Below are 25070 nucleotides of genomic sequence, written 5' to 3'. Positions count from 1 at the left end.
GTCTGTAGCGCACCTACCGGAACTACACCGTCACGCGGGTACCGGAACTTGACAGCACGGTTCCGGCACATCGCCGGGCGTTCCGGTTCCCGGATTAGGTCCGTTTCTCAGGCCAGACCCGCAAGAAGACCAAGCGAACACCAACCCGGAAGACGTGGAGGGCTCCCAGGTCCGGGTTTGTCCTGCAGCCGCGTCAAGACCCGATCAAGCCGCTCGCCGTGCAGATTCCGCCATTTCCACGGGGGTGTCGGCCCGAGTCCCTTCGTGGAGCGGATCAGCTCATGATCGTCCGCCTTTACTTTCGCTTGAAAGAGCGTCGGGCTGGGCCCGCGGGTCAAGCCAGACCCCGAGAAGGCGAGCGGAACATCATGATGGAAGGCTCGGGGGGCATGCCGGTCCGGGTCTCGTTGCTCGCGGGGCCAAACGCCCCCTTCTGGGCGAATCACGCTATTTCACAGCGGCTTCCTCGGTGACCTCCTCTGCCGAACGGATCTGCTGGTGATCGCTCGTCTTACTCTTCTGGGAAGTGTGGGTGTGTGCGGGGCTGGTGGCGGCCGACGTTCGTCGGTTGCTCAATCCCTGGCGAGGCTGTGGCGTCCTGTCGCGGGCAGGTTCAGATGGGCTGCCAGGTGTATGGTTCGTTGTTCATGAGCGAGCCGAGGCAGTTCAGCGTGGACGGCGGGGTGGTCGGCGGCGCGGACGTAGGAGGCCAGCGAGCGTAGCTCCCGCGCCAATCGCAGGAGCCAGGCTGCGGGGGTGGTTTCGATGTCAGGGTCGAGACCGTAGGTGCGGCAGAAGCGGAGCCAGCGGTCGCGGGATCGACCGAAGCGGTGGTGCCCGATGAGGGTGGGGATCGCGGCTTGGAGATACGGTCCGTAGCTGACGGAGTCCATCGAACCCGGGGCGGTTCAGTTGACGATGAGGATCCGATCGAGGAGTTCTCGGCGCAGGCCGCCGATCCAGCGTTCGCCGAACGCGTTGGCCCGCGGAGCCCGAGGTGGAGGACTCTTGAGGATGCCGACGCCCTCAGCCGTGAAGACTACGTCGAACATCGTGGTGAACTTGGTATCCCTATCGCGGATGAGGAACCCGAACCCCTCCACTCTGTCCCCCAGCTCGATCATCAGGTTCCTGGTCTGCTGCGCAATCCACGGCCCGGTCGGATGCTCGGTGACGCCGAGGACATGCACGCGGCGGGTATCGATCTCCATGACGACCAGGCAATTCAGGCGTTTGAACAGCACGGTGTCGGAGTAGAAGAAGTCGCACGCCAAGATCCCCGTAGCTTGAGCACGCAGGAACGCACTCCAGGACGGTCCCGCGCGTCGCGGCAGCAGCCGCAGCGCCATGGACAGCGATCATGCCGCAAGAACGGGAACGCCAAACCCCAAGTCAGCCCCAACGGCCGAGTTTCGGGCACCCACAACCTCCAGCTTCCTGAACGACCAGTTGTCCCGCTGCCCAGTCCCATCGCTCCAGCTCGTCCTCGTAGAAGGCGTCGAATCGGCCGGCGGCGGTCCAGCACACGTCCAGAGCAGAACTTCCGGCGCATCGGATGTCCCGGGCTTCCGCCAGGACGCGGCTCACGGCCTCAGCCTGCCGCCGGCGTGATTCAGCCGTGTAGGCGAACTCTGTGGCGATGAGAGCTCGGGACAGCGGTACCGGCTCGTTGACCCTCAATGGCGTACCGCCGAGGGCGGCACCCCCGACACGGGCGGCAGAGAACGTCTCCGAGCGGATCGGGTCATGGACCACACCGACGATTGCCGTCCACTCGTGGCCACGGTGCTCCTCGACCGCGATGCTCACGGCGCACAGCGGGATGCCGTAAAGGTGGTTCACGCTCCCGTCCAGCGCGTCCACGACCCAGCGCAGCCCACTGGCCGACCGCCGTTCCGGGCTCTCCTCGGCCAGGATGCCGTCGTCCGGTCATTCGGCGCCCAGCAGCGTCATGATCTGAGCCTCGCTGCTCCGATCCGTGTCCGTCACCGGATCCGCGGGGGAGGATTTCCAGCCCAGGGTCTTGGCGCGATCGAGGTGGTCGACGATGACCGCGCCGCCGGCCTCGGCGGCGCGGTCGGCGAGCGCCAGCAGGCTGTTTACGTCCGGGGGCCGACGGCGACCCATCAGAAGGCGCTCAAACCGTAGCGATTCGACTTTGTCACCACGAAGCCCTTTCGGCGTTGAAAGAGTGGTGTGCCGGAGGTGGGATACCGCGACAAGATCGACCAACCTCGGTCATCCACACCGGACGCCTACAGGTCAAGCGGGTTGGTTACTGATCAGATGGCCGGTGACTCCCCGAAAAGATGGTTTCGACCAAGGCGTCCTTCGGTAACGTCTGCCGTTTGACTTTCTTTCGAATCGCGCACGTCACTTTTCCCTTGTCAGGAAAGGATGTCTCGTTGAGCAACACAACGCATCTCGGTCCCGTGCCACAGCGCATTACTGTCGACGCGGAACAGGTACGTCGGCTCGTCGCCGACCAGTTCCCGCAGTGGGCCGGCCTTCCGGTTCGGCCGGTGGCCGACGGTGGCTGGGACAATTGGACCTTCCACCTCGGCTCCGAAATGTCGGTGCGTTTGCCCAGCGCGGCCGAGTACGCCTTGGCGGTCGACAAGGAACACCGGTGGCTTCCGGAGCTCGCCCCTCGGCTCCCGTTGCCCATCTCCACCCCGCTGGGGAAAGGTGAACCCGGCGCGGGCTACCCCTTCTCCTGGTCTATCTACCAATGGCTCGACGGCGAGCCGGCGATCGCGGACCGTATCGCCGACCCCGTCCAATTCGCGGTCGATCTGGCCGGGTTCCTCGCGGCGTTGCAGAGCGTCGATACCGCCGACGGTCCCCGCCCCGGAAAGCACAACTGGTTCCGGGGCGGCACGCTGCGCACCTACGACGGGGAAGCCCGGCGCGCGCTCGCGACGCTGGACGGCCACGTCGACGTCGACCTGGCTCGGGAAATCTGGAAGAGTGCCCTAGATGCACGCTGGGACGGCGTGGAGAGCTGGTTCCACGGTGACGTCGCCCAGGGGAATCTCCTGCTCGACGACGGGAAGTTGGCAGCCGTCATCGACTTCGGGACGTGCGGCGTCGGTGATCCGTCCTGCGACCTGGCAGTTGCCTGGACGTTGCTGACCGCCGACGGTCGGCAGGCGTTCCGGGAACGACTGTCCGTCGGCGAGGCCACCTGGGCGCGTGGGCGCGGCTGGGTCCTCTGGAAGACACTCGTCACCTGTGCTCATACCGTGGACAAACCGACGAGGAGGCCGCGGGCGCACAGCGCGTCCTCGGCGAAATCTTTGCCGAGTACGAGGCCGGTAGCCGCTCCGCAGCGCCGATGGCAACGGGCGCGTAGGCCGGTCGAGGCGAGCGGGAGACGGCTCGTACTCGACGTGCCCCGTCTCGAGGAGGCTCTGCGTCTCGTCGCCCGACGGCACAGCGGCCTGCGTATCTACCTTCTCCCGGACGACTGTTCGGGGTATCCCTCGAGCACAGCATCCTCGACCACGGCGCCGCCATGAATCTGTTCGAGGACATCACGAAGGTGTACGACGGATTGGCCGACCGGCCGGCGTACGCGCAGCGCCGGCGAAGGGTCTCGACGGCGGCCACGGTGAGCTGCCGACGATCGGCGCACGCGTCCGGGTTGAAGAGGCAGTCCTGCGGGTTCCAGCCGGAGGCGGGCGCGACGCCAGCCCGGCCGTGAGAGAGGTTGTCGACCACGGCCCACTCCTCGGCCACCCTGACCGGCACCACATTTCCCGCGCGTACCTCCACCCGCGAGGTCACGGCCGACACCGCCGCGGCAGTGACGGACGGTTTCGGGAACAGGCCGCCGAACTGGTGGAGGTGCCGCTCGGGTGTCCAGACGCCAGCGAACCCGTGCTCGTCCGCGAAGCGGGCGCGTTCCATCAGCAGGTGGTAGCGACCCCCTTCGACTTCCCCGTCGTCGGCAAAATAGAACAGGCTGAAGTCCACGGCATTTCCCCGTCAACGGTCTGATGCCAGGGCTCGGGCAATTCGCACACAACTTCCGCCACGATGATCATTGATGCTAGAAGCCGACGGAGCCACGAGGCCAGTACCGCAAGGCGTCATGGGAAGCTTGGACGGAGAACGCGGTCTCAGTGCTACTCTTCGATCACCCTTCGGGCGCTCGTTCCCGTCCGGCGTAATCTCCGCTCGTACCCCACCTTTGTGTCATGCACTGAACACGTGAGGACTGATGGAGAGCATCACCAAGAATCGGCAGCCGGTCGAGACGCTTCGCGCGATGGTCGCCCGTGCCTACGGGCCGGAGCAGGTGCCCGACGCCGGTGAGGACTGGGTCAGCGAGCTGGGTCACGGTTGGTTCAACGTGGCCTATCGGATCCGGCTGCGATCCGGCGCGCAGGTCGTCCTCAAGATCGCGCCGCCGCCGGACGTCGAGGTCATGACCTACGAGTGCGGCGCCATGGCCACCGAGTTGGCGGCGCTGCGGCTGATCCAGGAAAACACCAAGGTTCCAGTACCGGCGGTCGACTTCGCGGATCAGAGCCACGAGCTGTGCGACGCCGACTACTTCTTCATGTCGTACGTTGACGCGGACAACCTCAACGTCATCAGGGATACGCTGTCCCGGGCGGAGCTTGACGCGTACGACGAGGCTCTCGGCGCGACCACCCGCGAGCTGAACCGAATTCGGGGCGCGGCCTTCGGCCCGCTGGCCGGGCCGGGCGAGAGCAGTTGGCGGGCGGCCTTCCTACGGATGATCGAGGAGCTCCTGGGGGACGGCGAGCGGCGCGGCGTCGACCTGGGCTACGGCTACGACGTGGTCCGTGAGGTCGTGGCCGCCCACGCGGATTCTCTGGACGAGGTGACCGAGCCCCGGTTCGTTGAGTGGGACCTGTGGCCCGGCAACTGCATGGTGCGCGACGGCGAGATCGTCGCGATCCTCGACCACGAGCGGGCGTTCTACGGCGATCCGCTGATGGAGTTCGGTTTCACCGCGAGCGAGTTGAGCGCTTTCGGGGACTCGGCCGCGTTCATCCGCGGCTACGGCCACGAGCCGTTCACCAGCAGCGAGCGGGTCCGCCGCCGGCTGTACAACCTTCACCTCGTCCTCGTCCAGATCATCGAGACGAACTTCCGGGCACACACCGACACCGAGCAGTACGACTGGGCGTGTGAACGCCTGCGCGAAACCATAGCTATGCTCGGCGAGCACGCAAGTCGACGGCAGCAGCGACGGCCAGATCAATCTCACCGATAGCCGCTGTAAGGCCTGTCCGGTGCCAAAGCTCGCTCGTAGCGCTGGCCTGCGGTTTCGCACGTCGTCAAGCGGCTCTGCGATACTCACGGATCAGACCGCAGACGGCGCTTCGTCCCTCTATTCGAGCCGCGAGATCGACCACCTCGGCCGGATCATGAATGGGTTGGCGTAGTGACAGTGCCTGATGCGGCCGGTGCTGGTTGTAGTGGCGCTCGTACTCGGCCAGGCACCGGTCGGATGAGCCGTGACACCGAGGATATGCACGCGCCGCGTTTCGATCTCCATGACGAACAACACACACAGACGCTTGAGGAACACCGTATCGATGTGGAGAAAGTCGCATGCCAGGATGCCGGAGGCTTGAGAGCTGAGGAACTGGCGCCAGGTCGGTGAAGCCCGGCGCGGTGCGGGCCCAAACCCCGCCGCCGCCAGGACCCGGCGGACCGTCCCCTCCCCCACCCTGTATCCAAGACCGAGGAGCTCGCCCTGGATGCGCCGATGCCCCATCGTGGATTCTCCTGCGCCAACCGGACGATCAGATCGCGGATCTCTTCGGAGATTGGGGGCCGGCCCTGCTTGGCGGGGTAGGTCCACTTCGTCTTGACCAGCCTGCGGTGCCAGGCAACCAGCGTGCCAGGCGTCACGATGCGATGCAGCCGAAGGCGAGCGGGTAACAGCCTGGCCAGCGCCGCCAGCAGCGCCCGATCGGCCCAGTCTGGCCTGGGCTGGGCGATCTGGCGACGCAGCACCGCGACCTCATGCCGCAACACCAAGATCTCTACCTCTCTGGAAGCGCTGCCCCGTGTGAGCAGCACCAGCCAGCCGAACACCCTGACCACCAGCAGATGCAGAAGTCGAAACAGCACGAGAGCCGAGCCTAGAAGACCAGGTCAGACCTCATTACCAGTTTCTGGCACCGGACAGCCCGTCGAGATCCCGCGCCGCGCGGCCGAGGTCTGGAGCGAGCACGGATGGCGCCTGCTCTCCGGGACTACCTGCTCCAGACCGGGCATGCACTCGACGACATCCGCCTCACCACCGCCCTGACCTTGTAGGAGTGATTCAGGGGATGCGGGTCAGGCGGACGAGGGCGCTGGCGTGGTCGGTGCCCGGCAGTTCGAGGGGCAGGCCGTGCGCCAGGAGGACGGCCCCGTGGTGGACGGCCCCCGTGTCGTCGTCGCGGTAACGGGCGTCCGGGTTCAGGCCGCGCAGCCGCAGCGGGACGGGCGGGGCCCCGAAGCGGGAGGAGAGCCGCCAGGCGAGCACGACCACCCGGTCGTCGGCGACGTACTGCGCGCCGGTCAGCGGCGGCTCTCCCAGCCGGTGGTGAACGCCGTGCTGGACGACCGGGCGGATCTCCTTGTAGATCGCGACCAGCTCCGCCGCCTCCGCCCGCTCGGCGGCGCTCCAGCGCGACAGGTCGCCGCCCACGCCGAGCACGCCGGCCATTGCCACATGGAAGCGGAACCGGAGCGGCAGCTCCCGGCCGGTCAGGAAGTGCGGGCTGTCGGTCACCCAGGCCGCCATCGTGCGGGCGGGATAGATCTGCCCGTACCCGTGCTGGATCGCGATCCGGTCGGCGGCGTCGGTGTTGTCGGAGGTCCATGCCTCGTCGGTACGGCGCAGCACGCCGAGGTCGACCCGGCCACCACCGCCCGCGCACGCCTCGATCCGCAGCCGGGGGTGGTCGGTGCGCAGCCGGTCCATCACCTCGTAGACGCCGCGCACGTGCTCGATCCACACCCGGCCCGGGTCGCCGGCCCCGGGCCGTCCCACCTCGGTGAAGGCCCGGTTCATGTCCCATTTGAGGAAGTCGATCGCGTGTCCGGCCACCAGCCGGTCCAGCCAGTCGTGCGCCCACTCGATCACCTCGGGCCGACCGAAGTCGAGCACCAACTGGTTGCGCAGCAGCGTGCTGCGCCGGTCCGGCTGACGGAGCACCCAGTCGGGATGGGCGCGGTAGAGGTCGCTGTCCGGATTGACCATCTCCGGCTCCACCCAGATCCCGAACCGCATGCCGAGCCGGTGCACCTCGGCGATCAGCCCGTCCAGCCCCTCGGGGAACTTGCCGGGGTTCGGCGTCCAGTCGCCGAGCCCGGCCTCGTCAGTGTCGCGCGCGCCGAACCAGCCGTCGTCCATGACGAACAGCTCCGCGCCGACCTCGGCCGCCAGGCCCGCCAGGCGCTTCTGCCCCTCCTCCGTCACCGCCCAGCCGGTCGCCTCCCACGAGTTGTAGAGCACCGGACGCGACTCGGAGGCGGCGGGCAACACGTGCCGCGCGATGTAGGCGTGCCAGGACCGGCTCGTCCCGCCGAACCCGTCGGGGCGGTACAGGCCCGCGAACACCGGCGTCTCCAGCGTCTCGCCCGGCTCCAGCCGCCAGGTGACGCCCTCGTGGCCGAATCCGCCGCTCCAGCTCAGGCGTTCGGCGGGCGAACGGTTCAGCGTGATCCGCCAGCTCCCGCTCCAGGCCAGCGCGGAGCTCCACACCTCGCCGTACTCCTCGCCGGCCGCGCCGTCATCGATCATGACCCACGGATTGGCGTGGTGTCCCGACACACCCCGCCGGCTGGTCAGCACGGTCTCGCCCCCGGGCGCGGCGTCGCGGCGCAGCCGGAACTCGCTCCCCCACGCCCCGGTCACGTGGCTCAGCCGGTAGGCCGCCAGGTGGGGAACCGCCCACGAGGCCGAGTCCGCGCGCAGCAGCGCGATCGGCGCGCCGTCCCCGGTGTGCCGCAGCACAGTCCACCGTTCCAGCACGTCGACGTCCGTGTGCACGCGGTAGTGCAGCTCGACGGCGAGCGGATGGCACCGGTCGCTCAGCAGGATCGTCAGGTGGCCGCCGTCCACCGCGTGGCCGTCGTACCGCCACTCGATCTCCTGTCCGCCGCCGGGGAAGCGGACCTGGAGCGCGGACGGCCCGTACCCGGTGACGGGCAGCTCCGCCCCGTCCGCCCGTGGGTGCTCGAAGCTGCTGTCCGCCGGGTCGCGGAACCGCGGCACCGCCGCCGCCTGCTCCAGCGTCAGAGGGCGTCCCCAGTGCACGTGCCGCGGCGTGCCGTCGTCGTCCAGCCCCAGCGCGTACGCGGTCGTCGGCGTGCTGAGCAGCCAGATCCGGTGCCGGGGGTCGTACTCGATCACGGGGGCACTCCTCGCGGGGGGTCGGCGTCGATCCGGGAAATGTATCGCCGATCCGCGTTGAATTAAATTCTTGACGAAGTTAATTAGTTAACCCTACGGTAACTCGCATGCCGAGAAGCCAGGGCTCCGGGGCGCCCATCACCAGCCCCGCCGCCAGCGCGGTCTTCACCATGGTCCTCACCCGGGGCCCGGTGAGCAGGGTCGACGTGTGCAGGCTCACCGGCCTCTCGTCGGCGGCGGTGACCAAAGCCGCCCGCCCCCTGATCGAGGCGGGCTACCTGCGGGAACTGGCCCCCACCGAGCGGACGGCGCCCGGCGCGGGCAGGCCCGCCAGCCCGCTGGCGATCGCGCCCGAACGCGAGTACTTCATCGGCATCAAGATCACCGGTGATGACCTCATCGGCGTGGTCACCGACCTCGGCTCCCGGATCGTCGCCGCTCGCCACCACGCCGTACCCGGCTTCGACGTGCGGACCGACGCCTCGGAGTCCCCCATGGAGCCCGCCGACGTGGTCGCGGCCCTCGCCGCGATCGTCGCCGAACTGCTGGACGAGCAGCCCGGATTCCGGGAGCGGACCCACCGGCTCGGGGTCGCCATCTCCGGCGACGTCGACCGCGCCGCCGGCATCGTGCGCTACTCGCCCTTCCTCGGCTGGCGGGATGTCCCGCTCGCCGCGCTGCTGAACGAGGCCACCGGGCTCACCACCACCCTGGAGAACGACGTCAAGGCCCTCGCGGCGGCCGAGCAGTGGTTCGGCGCGGGCGTCGGCGCGTCCTCCTTCGCGCTGGTCACCATCGGCACCGGCATAGGCAGCGCGTTCGTCGTCAACGGCGGTCTCGTCTCAGGCGCGTTCGGCGTGTCCGGGGAGATCGGCCACGTGCCGATCGGCGTCGAGGGACCGCGCTGCCACTGCGGCGCGACGGGCTGCCTGGAGGCGGTGGCCTCCACCCAGGCACTGCTCACCGAGGCTCGCCGCGCCACGGGAGTGGACGACCTCACCATCGACCAGGCGGTCGATCTGGCCCGCTCAGGCGACCAGGTCCTCCGCAAGATCTTCGCCGTCGCCGGCCGGGCCATCGGCCTCGGCCTGGCCGTGGTGGCGAACCTCCTCGGCCCGGAGAGCCTCGTGGTCTCCGGCGAGGGACTCGACGCCTACGACCTGTTCGAGGAATCGATCCGCGAGGCGTTCTCCGCCCAGGCGTACGGCAGCGCGGGGCGGTGCGGCCTCATCATCCGTCCGCTGCCGTTCGAGGAATGGGCGCGCGGCGCGGCGGCCGTCGCCGTCCAGTCCCTGGTCACATCCCCAGGCTAGGGAGCGTTTCGGCGGATCTCCGCCACGGCGAAGCCGAGAGGATCCGCGGATCACGACCCAGCACCGTCTCCGGGAACACAGGCCCACCTCATGGGCCGACGGGCGCCCGGCCCCAGGAAGGAACCCCCCGAATGAGCACTTCCCTGACATCCCGCCGCGCCTTCTTGGGCGGCTCACTCCTCTTCGTCGGCGGTGTGGCGCTCGCTGCGTGCGGCAAGGACGACGCCGTCAAGGCCGGCGCCAAGGTCACGCTGGAGCAGTGGTACCACGCCTACGGCGAGGCCGGCACACAGCAGGCGGTGATCCGGTATGCCAAGGAGTACACCAAGGCCAACCCGGACATCGCCATCAAGGTCAACTGGATCGCGGGTGACTACTCCGCGAAGCTCCACTCGACGCTGCTCACCCCGAAGGCGCCCGACCTGTTCGAGATCGGCGACTTCCAGTACGTCGACGTCAAGAACGGCCTGCTCGCTCCGCTCGACGACATCATCAAGGGACAGGAGGCCGAGTACTCCAAGGCGTCGCTGGACTCCGCCACGGCCGACGGCAAGCTCTACGGCCTGAAGATGATGGACGACGCGATGGTCCTGTACTACCGCAAGAGCGCCCTGGAGAAGGCCGGGATCGCCGTGCCGCAGACCTTCGCCGAGCTGGCCGCAGCCGCCAAGAAGCTCACCAGCCGGGAGCAGAAGGGCCTGTTCGTCGGCTCCGACGGCATCGGCAACGCGGCGTACCTGCTGATGTGGTCCAACGGCGCCGACCTGCTCGACCCCGACGGCAAGAAGGTCGTCTTCAACTCGCCCGAGGCCATCGCCGCGATCTCCGGCCTCAAGCAGCTGCACGACGACAAGTCGCTGCTGCTCGACTTCACCACCGACTGGTACGACCCGGGCGCGTTCGTCCAGGGCGCCGCCGCCATGCAGTGGTGCGGTCTGTGGGCAATGCCCGCCATCAAGAAGGCGCTCGGTGACGACTTCGGCGTCCTCGCGTGGCCGAAGTTCGGCGACACGGGCCAGCCGGTCTCCCGCATCGGCGGCTGGTTCGCGGCCGTGAACGCGAAGAGCAAGCACGTCGAAGAGGCCAAGAAGTACATCGACTGGCTCTGGATCAAGCAGACGGAGCTGCAGAAGGACTGGTGCGTCAGCTACGGGTTCCACGTCCCGGCGCGCAAGAGCGTCGCGGCGCAGACCACCGAGTTCAGCTCGGGCCAGGCGAAGGACGCCGCCGACATCCTGGCGAACACCAGCAGGGCCTACCCGAACCTGTGGAACACCACGATGGACTCCGCGTTCGCGCAGGCCGTCTCGAAGATCGCCAAGAGCGGGGGCGACGCCAAGGCGCTGCTCGACGAGGCCGCAGGGAAGGCCCAGGCCGAGCTCGACAAGCAGTTGGCCTGACCATGTCAGACACCGCCACGACCGGGCGGGCGGCGACGACCGCCCGCCCGGCTGGGGTCCGGCCCGGCCGCCGCGGGCGGCGGACCGACTGGCGGGCCGTGGGCGCGTTCACCCTGCTAACCGCCCCCATGGTCCTCGGCCTCGGCCTGTTCAAATACCTCGCCATCGGCTGGAGTTTCCTGCTCAGTTTCAGCGAGGCACGCGGCACCGTCGATCTCGGATCCTGGGTCGGCTTCGACAACTACACGTCCCTGCTCGAGGACGAGGCGTTCCGGTCCTCGATGACCGGGATCATCCTGTTCACGATCTTCATCGTGCCGGTGACGTTCGGCATCTCGCTCGGGCTCGCCGTGCTGCTGCACGGGATGCGCCGTGGCCGGGCCTTCTTCCGCACCAGCTTCCTCATCCCGGCCGCCGTCTCCTACGTCGTCGCCGCCCTGGTCTGGAAGATGAGCCTGTTCAACGGCCTGCCGTCCGGCGTCGCCAACACCATCGGCGGGCTGTTCGGCTGGGACGTCCAGTCGTGGATCGCCAGCACCGACCCGCCCCTGTACTGGATCGTGATCATCACGGTGCGCCTGTGGCTCCAGGTCGGCCTCTACATGATCCTTTTCCTGGCGGGTCTCCAGGCCATCCCGGTCCATCTGTACGAGGCGGCCTCCCTGGACGGAGCGTCCCGGTGGGCGCAGTTCCGGCACATCACGCTGCCGATGCTGCGCAACACCTCGGTGGCGATCCTCATGCTGATCCTCATCGCCGCATTCCAGGCCTTCGACGAGTTCTACAACGTATTCATGACCACCACCGGCAACTCCACCGCCCCCGTACGACCGCCGCTGGTCTTCCTGTACGACACGGCGCTCAAGGGCCAGGACTACGGCGTGGGCTCGGCGGGGGCGTTCCTGCTGACCCTGCTGATCGTCCTGGTGACCCTGCTGCAGGGCCGCCTCGTCGGATTCGGCCGGAAGGACTGACCATGCGCAAGACCACGCGCAGGACTCCGGTGACGATCCTGACCTACCTGGTCGTCGGCGTCGCCGCCGTACTGTTCCTGGCGCCTTTCTACTTCATGCTGCGCGCCTCGCTGATGACGGGACTGCAGATCACCGACCCGGACTGGCACTGGCTGCCCGACCCGTTCACCCTGCAGGGCTTCATGGACGTGTTCGACGACCCGTCAGTGCCGATGGCCAACGCGCTCGGGAACTCCTTCGTCATCGCGATCGTCACCGCTCCCGTCTCCACCCTGCTCGGCTCGATGGCCGGCTACGCCCTGGCCCGCATCTCGGTGCCCGGCCGCGGCGTGATCATGTCCTTCGTCATCGTGACCCTGATGATCCCCACCTCGGCCACGTTCGTGCCCACGTTCGTGCTGGTCAGTGCGATGGGTGGGGTCGACACCCTGTGGGGTGTCATCGCACCCGGCCTGTTCAACGCGTTCTCGGTACTGCTGTTCCGCAACTTCTACCTGAAGTTCCCGCAGGAGATCGAGGAGGCGGGCCGCCTGGACGGCCTCGGCCATCTGGGCGTGTACTGGCGGCTCGCACTGCCCAACTCGGGCGCCCTGCTCGCCTCGCTGGGCACGCTGTCGTTCATCGAGAGCTGGAACGCTTTCCTCTGGCCCCTCGTCATCGGCCAGGACCCGGAATCGTGGACCGCCCAGATCGCGCTGTCCACGTTCCTGACCGCACAGACGATCAACCTTCCCGCGCTCTTCGCCGGCGCCGTCGTCACGATCCTCCCGCTTGTCGCGGTCTTCCTGATCGCGCAGCGCTACATCGTCCAGGGCATCGCCGCCACTGGCATGAAGGACTGAGCACATGAGTTTCACCAACCGCCTGGTCGGGTTGGGCTTCGGCGGTGACTACAACCCCGAGCAGTGGCCGGACGAGATCCGTGCCGAGGACGTGCGCCTGATGGCCGAGGCCGGGGTCAACCTGGTCACCGTCGGCGTCTTCGGATGGGCGCGGGTCGAGCCCGCGCCGGGCGCGTACGACTTCTCCTACTTCGACGCGGTGATGGACGAGCTGGCGGCTGCGGGAGTGACCGTGGACCTCGCCACCATGACCGCATCACCGCCGCCGTGGCTGGCCACGGAGCACCCGGAGATCCTGCCGGTCACCGAATCGGGCGCGGTCCTGTCGCCGGGCGGCCGCCAGCACTACTGCCCGTCCAGCCCGGTCTACCGCGACCGGGCCGCCCGGCTGGTCGAGGCGCTCGCCGAGCACTACAAGGACCACCCCGCCCTGGGCTTCTGGCACGTGGGCAACGAGTACGGCTGCCACGTCGCCGAATGCTTCTGCGACGAGTCCGCCCGCGACTTCCGCCGCTGGCTGCGCGAGAGGTACGGCGATATCGCGCACCTGAACGCGGCCTGGTGCACCGACTTCTGGTCCCAGCGCTACACCTCGTTCGACCAGATCCTGCCCCCCAGGCTCGCGCCGACGTACGCCAACCCGGCCCAGCAGCTGGACTTCAAGAGGTTCAGCAACGAGGCGCTGCGCGCGTGCTTCGAGGTCGAGGCGGCGATCCTGCGACGCGTCACCCCGGATGTGCCCGTGCTGACCAACTTCCTGGCCCACCACAAGCCGGTGGATGTGCACTCCTGGGCCGACCGGATGGACATCGTGGGGCTCGACAGCTACCCCGACCCGTTCTGGCCGCGCGCGCACGTGGCGGCGGGCCTCGCCTACGACCTGGCGCGCTGCGCGCACGGTGGCGACCCGTGGTACCTGGTCGAACAGGCGCCGTCGGCGGTCAACTGGCGGCTGCGCAACGGCATCAAGGAGCCCGGCCAGATGCGCCTGTGGAGCTGGCAGGCGATCGCGCACGGCGCCGACGCCGTGCTGTACTTCCAGTGGCGGCAGTCACGCGGCGGCGCGGAGAAGTTCCACTCCGGGATGGTTCCGCACGGGGGTACGGACACCCGGGTGTTCCGGGAGGTCGCCGCTCTGGGAGCCGAGCTGGCCGCGGTGCCGGAGCTGGCCGGGACCCGCGTGGCGAACGAGGTCGCCGTGCTGTTCGACTGGAACAGCTGGTGGGCGCTCGAACTGGACTCCCATCCGTCCGACGGGCTGAAGGCCGTCGACCGGGCGCTTGATCACTACGGCCCGCTGTTCGACCTCGGCGTGGGCGTGGACGTGCTGCCGCCCGGCGCCGACATGTCCGGCTACCGGCTGGTCGTGATCCCCAACCTCTATCTCCTCACCGAGGAGCACGCGGCGAGGCTGGCCGACTACGTCACGGCCGGAGGCCACCTGCTGGTGTCGTTCTTCACCTCGGTGGTGGACGGCAACGACCTGGTCCATCACGGCGGCTGCCCGGGACCGCTGCGCGAGGTGCTCGGTCTGCGCGTCGAGGAGTACCGCCCCGCCGCCGAGGGTGAGACGTTCCCGCTGGGAGAAGGCAGCGCCGACCTGTGGCGGGAGGACGTACGCATCGAGGGCGCGGACGTCCTGCTGGCCTTCCCCGACGGCACGCCCGCGGTCACCAGGAACCGGTTCGGCGCGGGCACGGTCCGCTACGTCGCGACCCGTCCCGACGAGACGATCATGCGTACGGTCGTGGCCGAGACGCTCGCCGAGGCAGGCGCCGGGCCGGTGCTGCGCGGCCTGCCCGACGGCGTGCAGGCCGCGGTGCGCACGGGTGGCGGCCGGGAGTTCCTGCTGCTGCTCAACCACACCACCCAGGCCCGCACGGTCGATCTGCCGAGGCCGTTCCACCACCTGCTCGCTCCGGGGCGTCCCCAGGTCGAGCAGGTCATCCTCCACCCTCGCGACGTCGCGGTCCTCGCGCGTCACTCCCCTCCCGAGGAGTCCTGATGAGAGCACGAGCGTTACTGGCGGTGCTCGCCGCCGCACTCGGCGGCCTGGCCGTGGCCCCCCAGCCCGCGACCGCCGACGCACCGACCCCCCTCGCATCGACCCCCCTCGCGGCGTCCTGGCAAGGACCTCTCAGCACCCAGGGCCGTTACGTCGTGGACGCCACCGGAAAGCGGTTCAAACTGCAGTCCGGCAACTGGCACGGCTCCAGCGGCACCTGGACCGGCAGCGGCGACGACGAGGACCCGGCCAACAACCACGCGTCGGAGACCTCTCACCGGGTCCCGCTCGGCCTGGACCGGGTCCCGATGAGCAAGCTGATCACGGATTTCCACGCGCTCGGTGTCAACAGCGTCCGGCTGCCGTTCTCCAACGAGATGATCACCGACGCGCGGCCCGTCACCGACGCGGGTGTCGCGGCCAACCCGCAGCTGCGCGGCCTCACCCCGCTCCAGGTCTTCGACAAGGTCGTCGAGGGGCTCACCGCCGACGGGTTCGCAGTCATCCTCAACAACCACACGACCACCACCCGCTGGTGCTGCGGCGTCGACGGGAACGAGCGGTGGAACAGCAGCCAGAGCACCCAGAAGTGGCTGGACGACTGGGTGTTCATGGCGCGGCGGTACCGGGCCAACAACAGGGTCGTCGGCGCCGACCTGCGCAACGAGGTACGCCGTGACACCTGGGACAACCCCAACTGGGGCCTGGGCGACGACCACGACTGGGCCGCCGCCGCCCAGCGGGCGGGCGACCGGATCCTCACCGAGGCCAACCCGGACATGCTGATCATGATCGAGGGGATCAACTGGTCGGGCATCCCGCTCGACGGAGTCTGGCACGACCGGCCGCTGCTCAAGCCGGTCGCCACGCTCTCGCAGACGCTCGTCCGCTCGCACAAGCTCGTCTACGCCGCGCACTTCTACGGCTACACCGGCCCGCAGCACACCGGCGCGGACGGGCTGGGTGAGACCCATGACTACCGCTACCGGGAACTGAGCCGCGCCGACCTCTTCACGGCCATGCGCGACAGCGCCACCTACGTGGCGACCACCCCGGAGCGGCACTTCACCGCTCCGGTCTGGATCAGCGAGTTCGGCGTCGGCAAGGTCGCCACGGACCAGGACAAGACCTGGTTCGCCAACGTGGTCGACTTCCTCATCGAGAACGACGTCGACTTCGCGTACTGGCCGATGGTCGGCTTCCAGGAGAACGACCAGGGCAACACCTGGGGGCTCGTCCGCTACGCCGTCGACGGCGGCCTGCGCACCGTGCTCGACACCGACGACTGGCGGGCGGCGCACTGGCGCCGGCTGGTCGCCGCCACCGGGTACACCGGGCAGGTCGCGCCCGTGCGCACCTGGTCCATGCTCCGGGGCATCCACGCCGACGCGAACCAGTCCGCGCGGATGCGCGCCCAGGGTGACTGGGACTCCGGCGCGCGCAAGCTGTCCTGCCCGGACGACCAGCGCCTGATCGGCATCAGCCAGAAGGGGCAGGGCGGGCTGTGCACCGACGCCGGCGTGGCGAACCTGTGGGACTCCGGCTCCGCCACCGTGGTGACCAGCGAGAACGTCACGACAGACTGGGCGTCCACGTTCACCAAGTACCAGTGCCCCACCGGCCAGTTCATGATCGGATACAGCCTGCGCGGGGACAAGGTGTCGGCGGTCCTCTGCGCCCCCGGCCGGATCCCGCTGGCCGGGGCCGGACGGACGCTGTGGGACGACCGGGGCAACAGCCGTCCCGCCTCCGGCGAGGGCGGCGACTACGCCACCGGCTACTACAAGGCGCAGTGCGCCTCCGACGAGTACGCCGCCGGGATCGCGTTCTCCTACCGCGCCGGCCGCTACGGTACGCCCGACGCCCTGTACTGCCGCAAGCTCTGAAAGGCATCTCCTCCCTTGTCTGCTCTTCCCCCGTCCCTGCGGGCGGCGCTGGCCCGGCCGGCGCCGCCCGGGGGGCTCGGCGCCCTCCGGCACGTCGTGTTCTTCATGCAGGAGAACCGCTCCTTCGACCACTATTTCGGGACACTGCGCGGAGTGCGCGGGTTCGGCGACCGCAACGCCATCACCCTGCCGGACGGCAGGCCGGTGTTCGACCAGTCCGGAGTCCTCCCCTACCCGGTACGCGACGGCATGGGCGACCGGAACCTGGCCGAAGGCGACCTCCAGTACGTGGAGGGCGTGGACCACGAGTGGGACACCGGGCAGCGGACCAGGGGCGGCGGCTGGCACGACGGCTGGATCGCGGGCAAGGGGCCGGGGGCTATGGTCCACTTCGACCGCCGCGACCTGCCGTTCCAGTTCGAGCTGGCCGAGACCTTCACGCTGTGTGACGCCTACCACTGCTCGATGTTCGGGCCGACCAACCCCAACCGCCTCTATCACTGGTCGGGGACCGTCGACCACGAGCCGTCCGGGCGGCGCACCACCGCCAACGACGCCTGCGACGAGGACACCCACCCGGGCTACACGCACACGTCCTATCCCGAGCGGCTGACGACGGCGGGCAAGAGCTGGCGGGTCTACCAGGAGTGGGACAACTACCAGTGCAACTCCCTGGACTACTTCGCGTCCTTCAAGCGCGTCGCCCGTAAGGCCCTGGCCCACACGCCCTGCCGGAGCCTGCACTCCTTCTACACGTCGATCGCCGGGCGGCCCGCGGAGGAGCGGGAGGAGATGCTCGCGGCGCTGCGCGAGGGCGTCGAGGCGCTCACCCCGGCCGAGCGGGACGCGTACGAGCGGGGCCTGCACCGGGTCCCGCCGGGGTGGCTCGCCGCGGCCTTCCGCGCGGACGTCGCCGAGGGGCGGCTGCCCCAGGTCTCCTACATCGTCGCGCCGGAGGCGTACTCCGAGCACCCCGACCCGTCCAGCCCGGCGCACAGCGCCGGCCTCGTCTACGAGATCCTGGACGCGCTCGCCGCGCACCCCTCGGTGTGGGAGCGGACCGCGCTGTTCCTCACCTTCGACGAGAACGACGGGTTCTACGACCACGTGCCGCCTCCGCTGCCGCCGGAAGGCACCGCGCACGAGTTCGTCGACGGGCTGCCGATCGGGCTCGGCTACCGCGTGCCGACGACGGTCGTGTCGCCGTGGACCGCCGGCGGGTACGTCTGCTCGGAGGTGTTCGACCACACGTCGACGATCCGTTTCGTGGAACGCTGGCTGGGCGTCGCCGAGCCCAACATCAGCCCGTGGCGGCGGCAGGTCGCCGGAGACCTCACCTCGGCGTTCGACTTCACGTCGGCGCCGCCTGCCGTACCCGCGGCGCCGACGGCCGAGGCGGCCGTGACCGTGCCCCCGTTCCGGGTGCGCTGGCCGGCGACCCCGCCCGCCGAGAGGCGGCTCGCCGCACAGGAGCCCGGCGCACGGCCCGCCCGGCCGTTGCCGTATCGGCCGGAGGCGTCCGCCGTCCTGGCGGACGACGGGCTGCTCGTCACCATGACGGACGCCGGGGAGCGGGGCAGCCACTTCGCGCTCTACCCGTACGCCGGGGAGTTCGCGTTCCCGCGGCACTTCGACGTGCTCGGCGCGCAGTCCCTCACCGTCCCCGTCGGAGAGGACGGCTACCAGCTGACCCTCACCGGCCCGAACGGGTTCCGGCGCGAGTTCACCGGCTCGCGTACGGGCCCGGCGGCCAGGACGGCGGTGTCCTCCCGCGGCGACGGCCGGCGGCTCACCGTGACGATCGCCAACCCGGGACCGGCGCCGTTGACGTTCACGCTCGACGCACTCGCCTACGGCGCCGACCGGCGCGAGGTGGCCGTCGCGGCCGGGGACCGGGCGGTCGTCGACTGGGACACCGCGTCCGGCTGGTACGACCTGCGGCTGACCGTCGCCGAGGACCCGTCCTTCCACCGCCGGATGATGGGCCGCCTCGAAGACGGCCGTACCGGCGTCTCCGGCTGACGCGCCCGTGTTCTCCGCTGTCGCGGTCCTGTTCGCCGGTCTGCTGCACGCCACCTGGAACGCGCTCGCCAAGGCGGTGCCCGACCGGCACGCGGCCTTCGGCGTCATGGGGATCACCCAGTCGCTGATCTGCCTGCCGCTGCTGCCTTTCGTGGCTCCACCCGCGCCCGGGTCCTGGCCGTATGGCGTCGTCTCGATCGCGATGCAACTGGTGTACATGCTGCTGCTCATCCGCTGCTACGAGCTGGGCGACTTCGGCCAGGTCTATCCGATCGCCAGGGGGAGCGCGCCGCTGCTCGTCGCCGTCGTGGCCACGTTCCTGGGGGAACGGCTCACGATCCTCCAGGTGTGCGGCCTGGCCACGACATGCGGCGGGCTGGCGGCGCTGACGCTCGCCGGGGCGGGACGGCAGCGCATGCCGTCCCGGCAGGCCGTGACGGCGGCCATGCTGACCGGAGCGACCATCGCGACGTACACCGTGGTGGACGGCATAGGCGTACGGGAGTCCGGTACGGCGCTCGGCTACACGGTGTGGATGTTCGCCGTCGAGGGGGTCCTGGCCTTCGCGCTGATGGCGGCCGTACGCGGCCGGGCGATCGTGGCCGCCTCGCGCGACCGCTGGCGGGTCTCGGCCGGCGGCGGAGCGATCTCGATGCTGTCGTACGGGCTGGTGCTGTGGGCGCAGACCGGCAGCGCGCTCGCCGAGGTCGCGGCGCTCCGCGAGACGGGCATCCTGTGGGGCGCGCTCATCGGCACGCTGTTCTTCGCCGAACGGCTCGGCCCCCGGCGCATCGCCGCGGCCGGGATCGTGACGGTCGGCGTCATCCTGCTGTCCGCGCATTGACGACCGGCCCGCCCCGCGGCACCGCGCCGTCCCCGATCGGAGCCACACCCTGGTGGACAACGACCCGAGCCCGTCCTTGCCTATTAACTGCTTATACGTATAAACGACCTCCCGGGATCGACCTGGGAGGCTGCGGGTGCCGATTATTCATCCGTCCAGGTCAAGCTGCATGCGCGTACTCCCCGAGGACGCCGCCGAGCCGATCATGTCGGCGGATGTCAAGGCGGGTAATCCCGGCTGGGATGGTGCTCGGCTCAGGCAGCGGCCGGAGGGGAGCTGCCTGTCTGAGAGTCCGGTGTGGCCGATGTTCGTTGTAGAACGTTTCGAACTCTCGCAGCGTGTGGAGTAGGTGACGTTGGTTCCAGATCAGGGTGCGGTCCAGCAGTTCGCGTCGGCAGGTCTGGATCCAGCACTCCATGATCGAGTTCATTCGCGGGATCCGGATGCCTGTTGTGACGACCTGTATTGCAGCGTCGGCTAGCACAGCGTCGAAGACCGCGGTGAATTTGGCGTCGCGGTCGCGGATGAGGAAAGTGGCCGTGGTGTCTGCCTCGTGTAGGTCCATGAGGAGGTTGCGGCCGAGTTGGGTGACCCACTGGCCGGTGGGGTGGGCGGTGGTGCCGAGGATGTGGATGCGCCGGGTGGCGTGCTCAATGACGGCGAACACGTAGAGCCGTGCCCCGGTCAGGGTGCGCACCTCGAAGAAGTCACATGCCAGGAGTGCGCCGGCTTGGTCGCGTAGGAAGTCGGCCCAACCGGTGTGGGTGCGTTGAGGGGAGGGAGCGATGCCGTGTTCCTTCAAGATCTCCCATACGGTGGAGGCGGCGACCTTGATACCGAGTGCGGCCAGTTCGCCGTGGATACGCCGGTAGCCCCAGGTGGAGTTCTCCTGGGCCAGCCGCAGCACCAGGGCGCGGATGGATCGGACGGTGCGCGGGCGTCCTGGCCATCGGGGTGCGCTGGCTACGGCGTGCCGACGGCTCAGCAGATCGCGGTGCCACCGCAGGAGGGTGTCTGGGCGGACCAGCAATATCAGCTGCCGTAGCTTGTCCATGGGTAGATGGTGGAGCAGTCCTGAGAGGAGAAACCGGTCCGCCGGAGTGAACACGGGCTTGGCCACCTGTCGCCGCAGCACCGTCACCTGATGCCGTAGCACCAGGATCTCGATCTCCTTGTCACGATCCGCCATCGGCAGCAGTCGCATGAACGAGAAGGTGTTCGTGACGGCGAGGTAGGCCAGGCGCAGCAGCACGAGAGATCATCATTGCGCCTGCCGAAAACCTCATCCGTGCAGTTCAAGCGGCACGCCGATCCTCGCCAAGGGCTCTCTCAAGCCGACCATGTCGTTCACGACCCGACGATCGTCAGGCGCGCGGGCGAGACAGGTCGAACCCTGCGCCTGCCAGAATTCAAATCCGCCGGGCCTGTCTCGCCGAAGTATCTTGAGACCCACGATCCGCCGGGTCTGCGATCGGTGCCCAGCGTCCGCGTCTCGGCTGACCGCACCCGCATCACGGTGTGCGACCGGCACGACGACGGGTACAGCATCGACGGCGAGTACGCCACCTCGTTGCTGTCGGGATCTACACCGTCCCCGACAGCAACGATCACCGTGCGGGGTGCGGAACGGACCGGACCTTCATCTCCCGGATCGACGTGTTCAAGATGTGCGCGACCTTACAGGAGAAGGGTGGGCGGACGTGTGCCGATCCGGTGTGGATCAAACGGCCGTGACAGAGGCCATGGTGTGGACGGACACGAACTTTTGGCTCTGGATCAAAGTCTGGATGCTGTTGGTGATCATTGAGGTCGTCCTGGGATCTGGGCTGCCAGTTGTCGGCAGAGTTGTTGGAACGGGCTGATCGGACGGGGCGGCGCTGCTCGACACGCAGGCGCCGCGGCTGAGCGCGGAGAACAGGGAGCGGGCGGCACTGTACGGGCGCACCGCCACCGGCCAGCTCCGCTACCGCTACTGATGGCCGACGCGTCCCGGCACGCGGCTTCCGCCCCCGGGGTAGCGTCAGATCATGCTCTTCGAAGCGCGTCTGCGCGAAGGCATCGCCGACGGCACCATCTCGCTCGCCTTCCGCCGCTGGAAGCGCAGCCAGGTCAGGCCGGGCGGGCGGTACCGCATGGGCAACGGCCTGCTCGCCGAGGTCACCTCGGTCGAGGTCGTCACGGACATGACCTACGAGGAGGCCCGCGCGGCCGGTTATCCCGACCGCGCCGCGCTCAAGCGGGACCTGGACGGCCGGGGCTCCGAGCCGATCCACCGCATCGAGCTGCATCTGGTCGCCGCGCCCGACCCGCGTGACATCCTGGCCGGGTCGGCGACGCTCACACCGGACGAGGTCGCCGCGATCACGGCCAGGCTCGACCGCTTCGGCCCGTGGGCGGTGGCGACGCTCGATCTCATCGCGGCCAACCCGGGGGTGCGGGCCGGCGACCTGGCTCCCCGCGTAGGGCAGGACCTGCCCACGTTCAAGCTCAACGTACGCAAGCTCAAGAATCTGGGACTGACTATCAGCCTGGAGACCGGCTACCGCGTCTCCCCTAGAGGCTGCGCCTACCTGGACACCCGCTCCTGACCCAGGTCGAAGGGACCTCCGCGTAGCCGAGGTTCCGGGTCGGTTTCTGGGGTTACTTGCGTGCCAGGGACAAGGTGCCGAGGTTGATGTCGGTGGAGGATGTCCCGGGGTCGCCAGGACCGGCCGGGATCTTCCTGGAGCAGGGCCGGGGGCTCGCCGGCGTCGCGCTCGCCCGCCGGCTGGCCGAGCATTCACACCGGCCCGCCGATTCGTCTCCGACGATGGCTACGAGGTGCTGTTAGACGGCACCGACATGAGCGTCTGGCGGATGGTCTACGCCGGCAGGTTCCAGATCGTTGACGGCGCGCTGCAGGCCATCCCCGGTAACGGTCTTGGCCTGCTGTGGTGCACCCGCCCGTTGCCGACCGACTTCTCGGTGCGCCTGCAGTACCGACTGACGCGCCTCGAACGGGGGCGTGTTCGTCTGTTTCCCCGACCCCACCGGCAAGGGCTACGAGAACCCGCCTGGGTCGCGGCGCACTTCGGCTTCGAGGCCCAGATCGACGATCTGGACTGGCCCGACGGCGCGGACATGCACCGCACCGGCACCATCTACGGAGCCACGGACCAGACCTACACGCCGGTGGCGGCGAGGCCACCTGGCAAATGGAACGACTACGAGATCCGCGTGCGCGGCCAGGACTACACCGTGCTGCTCAACGGGCAGCAGGTCACCACCTTCGCCAACACCAACTCCAGCCGCAGACTGCCGACCACTTCGGCCTCCACGAACCCCGGGGCGATTCACTGGTAGGCGCGGCAGCGCGCCCTGCTACTGCGACGAGGTGATCAGGTAGCGGGTCATGGGCTGCTGGAGGGCATCGTGGCTGAGAATCTGGCCACCCGTGAGACGGCTGAGGAGGACAAAGGCAGCCAGCCGGTACTCGGGGAAGCTCAGTCCGAAGGTCTCGCCGATGGGAAGTCCGGTGAGATGCGGAGTCAGACTGGCGGGATTGGAACCCCACCAGTCCGTGCGCGCCATGATGTCTATCTCGAATCCGGCAATCACCCGGCCGTCGTGGGCAACCGCCAGTTGGTTGGTGGCGTTGACGGTCCAATAGAAGTTGATGGCGGTGTGCCCGCCCCGGGACAAGCTCTGCAGGACCTTGCTGCGCGCGCCTTGGCCAAAACCCGGCTCCAGTGACATATTCCAGGAACCCTCGCAGGACGTCATGATCATGTTGGGCTGGGCGTCCAAGTCTTCCAAGGCGGGATCCTCCCACATCGTGGGGATCGTGATGCTGCGCTTGGTCGCCACGTCGGCGCCGAACCAGCGGGCGACTTCATCGGTGTCAATGATGTCGACCCCACGTGCCGCAGAAGGCTGTGAGCAGGCCATTCGGTTCCAGGACGGTGGTTGCGAAGCCGGCCTGCTGAGCGTCACGATTCCCGGCGGCGCTGTGCATGCGGCTCCCGAATCGGAGTCTCTCGGCTCCGTCGTCAAAGCGATCAAGAAGCAGTTCGCGAAGAAAAGCAGCCTGCGCTTCTCCGTCAAACGACGCGGCGGGCCCCCAGCCACCTGGGACATCAAGGCGTCCGGTGCGTACCGCTTCAGGCCTTCAGGCGTGTACGCCGCCGACACCACGGAGATCTCCCAGCAGCCAGGGGGGACAGGCCGGTCCCGGGGAATCAGCATCGGCCGGGAGTTCTACTCACAGGCCTACGTGCGGTCCAAGGACGGCAAGTACATCTGGAAGTCGCCGTCGACGGTGGGGAAATGGAGCTACGGGCGAAACTTCGCAGGGGTCATCTGGGGAGAGGACCTGATCAACGGGATCAACCCGGGCTTCCTCAAGCTGAGCGCCTCTCACGGTGCGACCAGCGCCGACGGCGGAACGTTCGAGGGAGTGAAGACGACCCTCCACAGCGGCACGGTGACGGTTCCCGAGCTGGGTGAGCGACAGGCCGGGATGTTCTTCGGGGCCGAGGAGGTGGATGCCTCGTGGGGCGGGCCGATCACCTGGAAACTCTGGGTGGGTCCGGACAACCTGCCGCGACGTTTCCACGCCCTCATGAGGTTCACCCGGCCGGAGGGCGGTAAGGCCGAGACCATGACGATGAACATCATTTATCGAGGATGGGGAGAACCCGTCAAGATCACAGCCCCGCCAAAGCACCTCATCACCGATGACTGGTGATCGACGACCTGCAGAACAACACGATCGACGTCACCACCAAGTTGCGGCGGATACGGCCTCGGCGACTTGGTCAGGAGGCGGGTTCTGCCTCGCGGGCCTTTCTGGGCAGAAGGAAACCGGCCAGGAAGGTCAGCGCGATCATCCCGGCGACGATCCCGAAAGTGTGGGCGACTGCGGTAGTCCCGGCGCTCAGCCCGCTGAAAAACACAGTCCCGAGTACGGCTGTTCCCAGTGCGCCGCCGACCTGCTGGAGGGTGGTGAGCGTGCCGGAGGCTGAGCCGGTCTCGTGCGGCTCGACACCGGCCAGCACGATGTCGAAGTAGGGCCCCATGATCAGCCCAGATCCCAGCCCGGTGATGAGCAGGGCGGGAGCGAGCTGCCAGAATCCGGCTTCCGAGCCAAGCATCGACACCAGGGCCAGGACACCGGCCGTCATCGTCACGGCTCCGACGTGCAGGACCTTTCGGCCATGACGCATGACCGCCTGGACCACGCCCATGCCGACGACCATGCCGACCGACAGTGGTATATGCCCGCCACGGCGGCCCACAGCGGGCTGAAGCCGAGGCCTAGTAGTACTTCGTTAGGTTACGAAGTGTTGTGGGGCGAATACGGCTGGCAGCAGACGTGACAAGCGCCGGTCCAGGTGGCGAGTAAAGTCTGCAG

20 protein-coding genes and 1 pseudogene are annotated in these 25070 nt (G+C 68.6%); 13 read left to right on the top strand and 8 right to left on the bottom strand.

Annotated features, from left to right (window positions below; all coding sequences use genetic code 11):
• Window positions 1-908: 908 nt before the first annotated feature.
• The 3 genes from ACFXJ8_RS41035 to ACFXJ8_RS41025 are packed head-to-tail and all read right to left on the bottom strand — an operon-like array spanning window position 909 to window position 2232.
• Entirely contained in the window at window positions 909-1349 is a 441-nt protein-coding gene (locus tag ACFXJ8_RS41035; protein ID WP_379650515.1) for a hypothetical protein, read from the bottom strand.
• Window positions 1350-1392: 43 nt separating this feature from the next.
• On the bottom strand, window positions 1393-1917 hold the full coding sequence (locus ACFXJ8_RS41030) for an inositol monophosphatase family protein (protein WP_379650524.1): 525 nt from the start codon (window positions 1915-1917) through the stop codon (window positions 1393-1395).
• Window positions 1918-1929: 12 nt separating this feature from the next.
• Window positions 1930-2232: a hypothetical protein gene (locus tag ACFXJ8_RS41025; RefSeq protein ID WP_379650513.1), complete on the bottom strand. Its 303-nt coding sequence runs from the start codon at window positions 2230-2232 to the stop codon at window positions 1930-1932.
• Window positions 2233-2405: 173 nt separating this feature from the next.
• Between ACFXJ8_RS41025 and ACFXJ8_RS41020 the strand changes: the two genes are divergently transcribed.
• On the top strand, window positions 2406-3521 hold the full coding sequence (locus tag ACFXJ8_RS41020) for a phosphotransferase (protein ID WP_379650511.1): 1116 nt from the start codon (window positions 2406-2408) through the stop codon (window positions 3519-3521).
• Window positions 3522-3591: 70 nt separating this feature from the next.
• On the opposite strand, the pseudogene ACFXJ8_RS41015 reads toward ACFXJ8_RS41020, so the two are convergent.
• Window positions 3592-3978: pseudogene (locus tag ACFXJ8_RS41015) on the bottom strand (LLM class flavin-dependent oxidoreductase); the annotation flags it as partial.
• A 247-nt stretch (window positions 3979-4225) separates the two neighbouring features.
• Between ACFXJ8_RS41015 and ACFXJ8_RS41010 the strand changes: the two are divergent.
• On the top strand, window positions 4226-5251 hold the full coding sequence (locus ACFXJ8_RS41010; RefSeq protein WP_379650509.1) for a phosphotransferase family protein: 1026 nt from the start codon (window positions 4226-4228) through the stop codon (window positions 5249-5251).
• 1062 nt (window positions 5252-6313) lie between these two features.
• Here ACFXJ8_RS41010 and ACFXJ8_RS41005 read toward each other — a convergent pair.
• Window positions 6314-8392 carry an alpha-galactosidase gene (locus ACFXJ8_RS41005; RefSeq protein ID WP_379650507.1) on the bottom strand — a complete coding sequence of 693 codons (2079 nt, stop codon included), beginning with the start codon at window positions 8390-8392 and terminating at the stop codon, window positions 6314-6316.
• A 107-nt stretch (window positions 8393-8499) separates the two neighbouring features.
• Between ACFXJ8_RS41005 and ACFXJ8_RS41000 the strand changes: the two genes are divergently transcribed.
• The 8 genes from ACFXJ8_RS41000 (at window position 8500) to ACFXJ8_RS40965 (ending at window position 19678) form a co-directional block, all read left to right on the top strand.
• Entirely contained in the window at window positions 8500-9705 is a 1206-nt protein-coding gene (locus tag ACFXJ8_RS41000; RefSeq protein ID WP_379650506.1) for an ROK family protein, read from the top strand.
• Between the two features lie 131 nt (window positions 9706-9836).
• Window positions 9837-11105 (top strand): ABC transporter substrate-binding protein, encoded by a 1269-nt coding sequence (locus tag ACFXJ8_RS40995; protein ID WP_379650504.1) that lies wholly within the window; start codon window positions 9837-9839, stop codon window positions 11103-11105.
• 2 nt (window positions 11106-11107) lie between these two features.
• Complete coding sequence (locus ACFXJ8_RS40990) at window positions 11108-12079, top strand: carbohydrate ABC transporter permease (protein WP_379650502.1); 972 nt, start codon at window positions 11108-11110, stop codon at window positions 12077-12079.
• A gap of 2 nt (window positions 12080-12081) precedes the next feature.
• Window positions 12082-12921 carry a carbohydrate ABC transporter permease gene (locus ACFXJ8_RS40985; RefSeq protein ID WP_379650500.1) on the top strand — a complete coding sequence of 280 codons (840 nt, stop codon included), beginning with the start codon at window positions 12082-12084 and terminating at the stop codon, window positions 12919-12921.
• A 4-nt stretch (window positions 12922-12925) separates the two neighbouring features.
• Window positions 12926-14926 (top strand): beta-galactosidase, encoded by a 2001-nt coding sequence (locus tag ACFXJ8_RS40980; protein ID WP_379650499.1) that lies wholly within the window; start codon window positions 12926-12928, stop codon window positions 14924-14926.
• Complete coding sequence (locus tag ACFXJ8_RS40975) at window positions 14926-16812, top strand: glycoside hydrolase family 5 protein (protein ID WP_379650497.1); 1887 nt, start codon at window positions 14926-14928, stop codon at window positions 16810-16812. Before ACFXJ8_RS40980 ends, ACFXJ8_RS40975 begins: the two co-directional genes overlap by 1 nt.
• A 15-nt stretch (window positions 16813-16827) precedes the next feature.
• The gene (locus ACFXJ8_RS40970; RefSeq protein WP_379650495.1) at window positions 16828-18834 is read left to right on the top strand and encodes a phosphocholine-specific phospholipase C; all 2007 of its coding nucleotides are present in this window, start codon (window positions 16828-16830) and stop codon (window positions 18832-18834) included.
• A 7-nt stretch (window positions 18835-18841) separates the two neighbouring features.
• Window positions 18842-19678 (top strand): EamA family transporter, encoded by an 837-nt coding sequence (locus tag ACFXJ8_RS40965; RefSeq protein ID WP_379650493.1) that lies wholly within the window; start codon window positions 18842-18844, stop codon window positions 19676-19678.
• Window positions 19679-19838: 160 nt separating this feature from the next.
• Here the strand turns inward: ACFXJ8_RS40965 and ACFXJ8_RS40960 are convergent, their stop codons facing one another.
• Window positions 19839-20930, bottom strand: coding sequence for an integrase core domain-containing protein (locus ACFXJ8_RS40960; protein ID WP_379650492.1), 1092 nt, complete (start codon window positions 20928-20930; stop codon window positions 19839-19841).
• A 775-nt stretch (window positions 20931-21705) separates the two neighbouring features.
• On the opposite strand from ACFXJ8_RS40960, the gene ACFXJ8_RS40955 reads away from it, so the two are divergent.
• Together ACFXJ8_RS40955 and ACFXJ8_RS40950 are read left to right on the top strand one after the other, a co-directional pair.
• A complete protein-coding gene (locus ACFXJ8_RS40955) occupies window positions 21706-22266 on the top strand; it encodes a hypothetical protein (protein ID WP_379650490.1) in 561 nt (186 codons plus the stop codon).
• A 232-nt stretch (window positions 22267-22498) separates the two neighbouring features.
• Window positions 22499-23020, top strand: coding sequence for a DUF1080 domain-containing protein (locus tag ACFXJ8_RS40950; RefSeq protein ID WP_379650488.1), 522 nt, complete (start codon window positions 22499-22501; stop codon window positions 23018-23020).
• Window positions 23021-23038: 18 nt separating this feature from the next.
• On the opposite strand, the gene ACFXJ8_RS40945 is transcribed toward ACFXJ8_RS40950, so the two are convergent.
• Complete coding sequence (locus ACFXJ8_RS40945) at window positions 23039-23524, bottom strand: DUF6461 domain-containing protein (RefSeq protein WP_379650486.1); 486 nt, start codon at window positions 23522-23524, stop codon at window positions 23039-23041.
• On the opposite strand from ACFXJ8_RS40945, the gene ACFXJ8_RS40940 reads away from it, so the two are divergent.
• Entirely contained in the window at window positions 23502-24404 is a 903-nt protein-coding gene (locus tag ACFXJ8_RS40940; RefSeq protein ID WP_379650484.1) for a hypothetical protein, read from the top strand. The genes ACFXJ8_RS40945 and ACFXJ8_RS40940 overlap by 23 nt on opposite strands.
• 70 nt (window positions 24405-24474) lie before the next feature.
• On the opposite strand, the gene ACFXJ8_RS40935 is transcribed toward ACFXJ8_RS40940, so the two are convergent.
• Window positions 24475-24915: an MFS transporter gene (locus ACFXJ8_RS40935; protein ID WP_379650482.1), complete on the bottom strand. Its 441-nt coding sequence runs from the start codon at window positions 24913-24915 to the stop codon at window positions 24475-24477.
• Window positions 24916-25070: the final 155 nt, after the last annotated feature.

The sequence above is a fragment of the Nonomuraea sp. NPDC059194 genome (genome assembly GCF_042754765.1).
GTDB lineage: Bacteria > Actinomycetota > Actinomycetes > Streptosporangiales > Streptosporangiaceae > Nonomuraea.
Note: the sequence above shows the minus strand (reverse complement) of the source record. Positions and strands in the feature narration are given on the sequence as shown.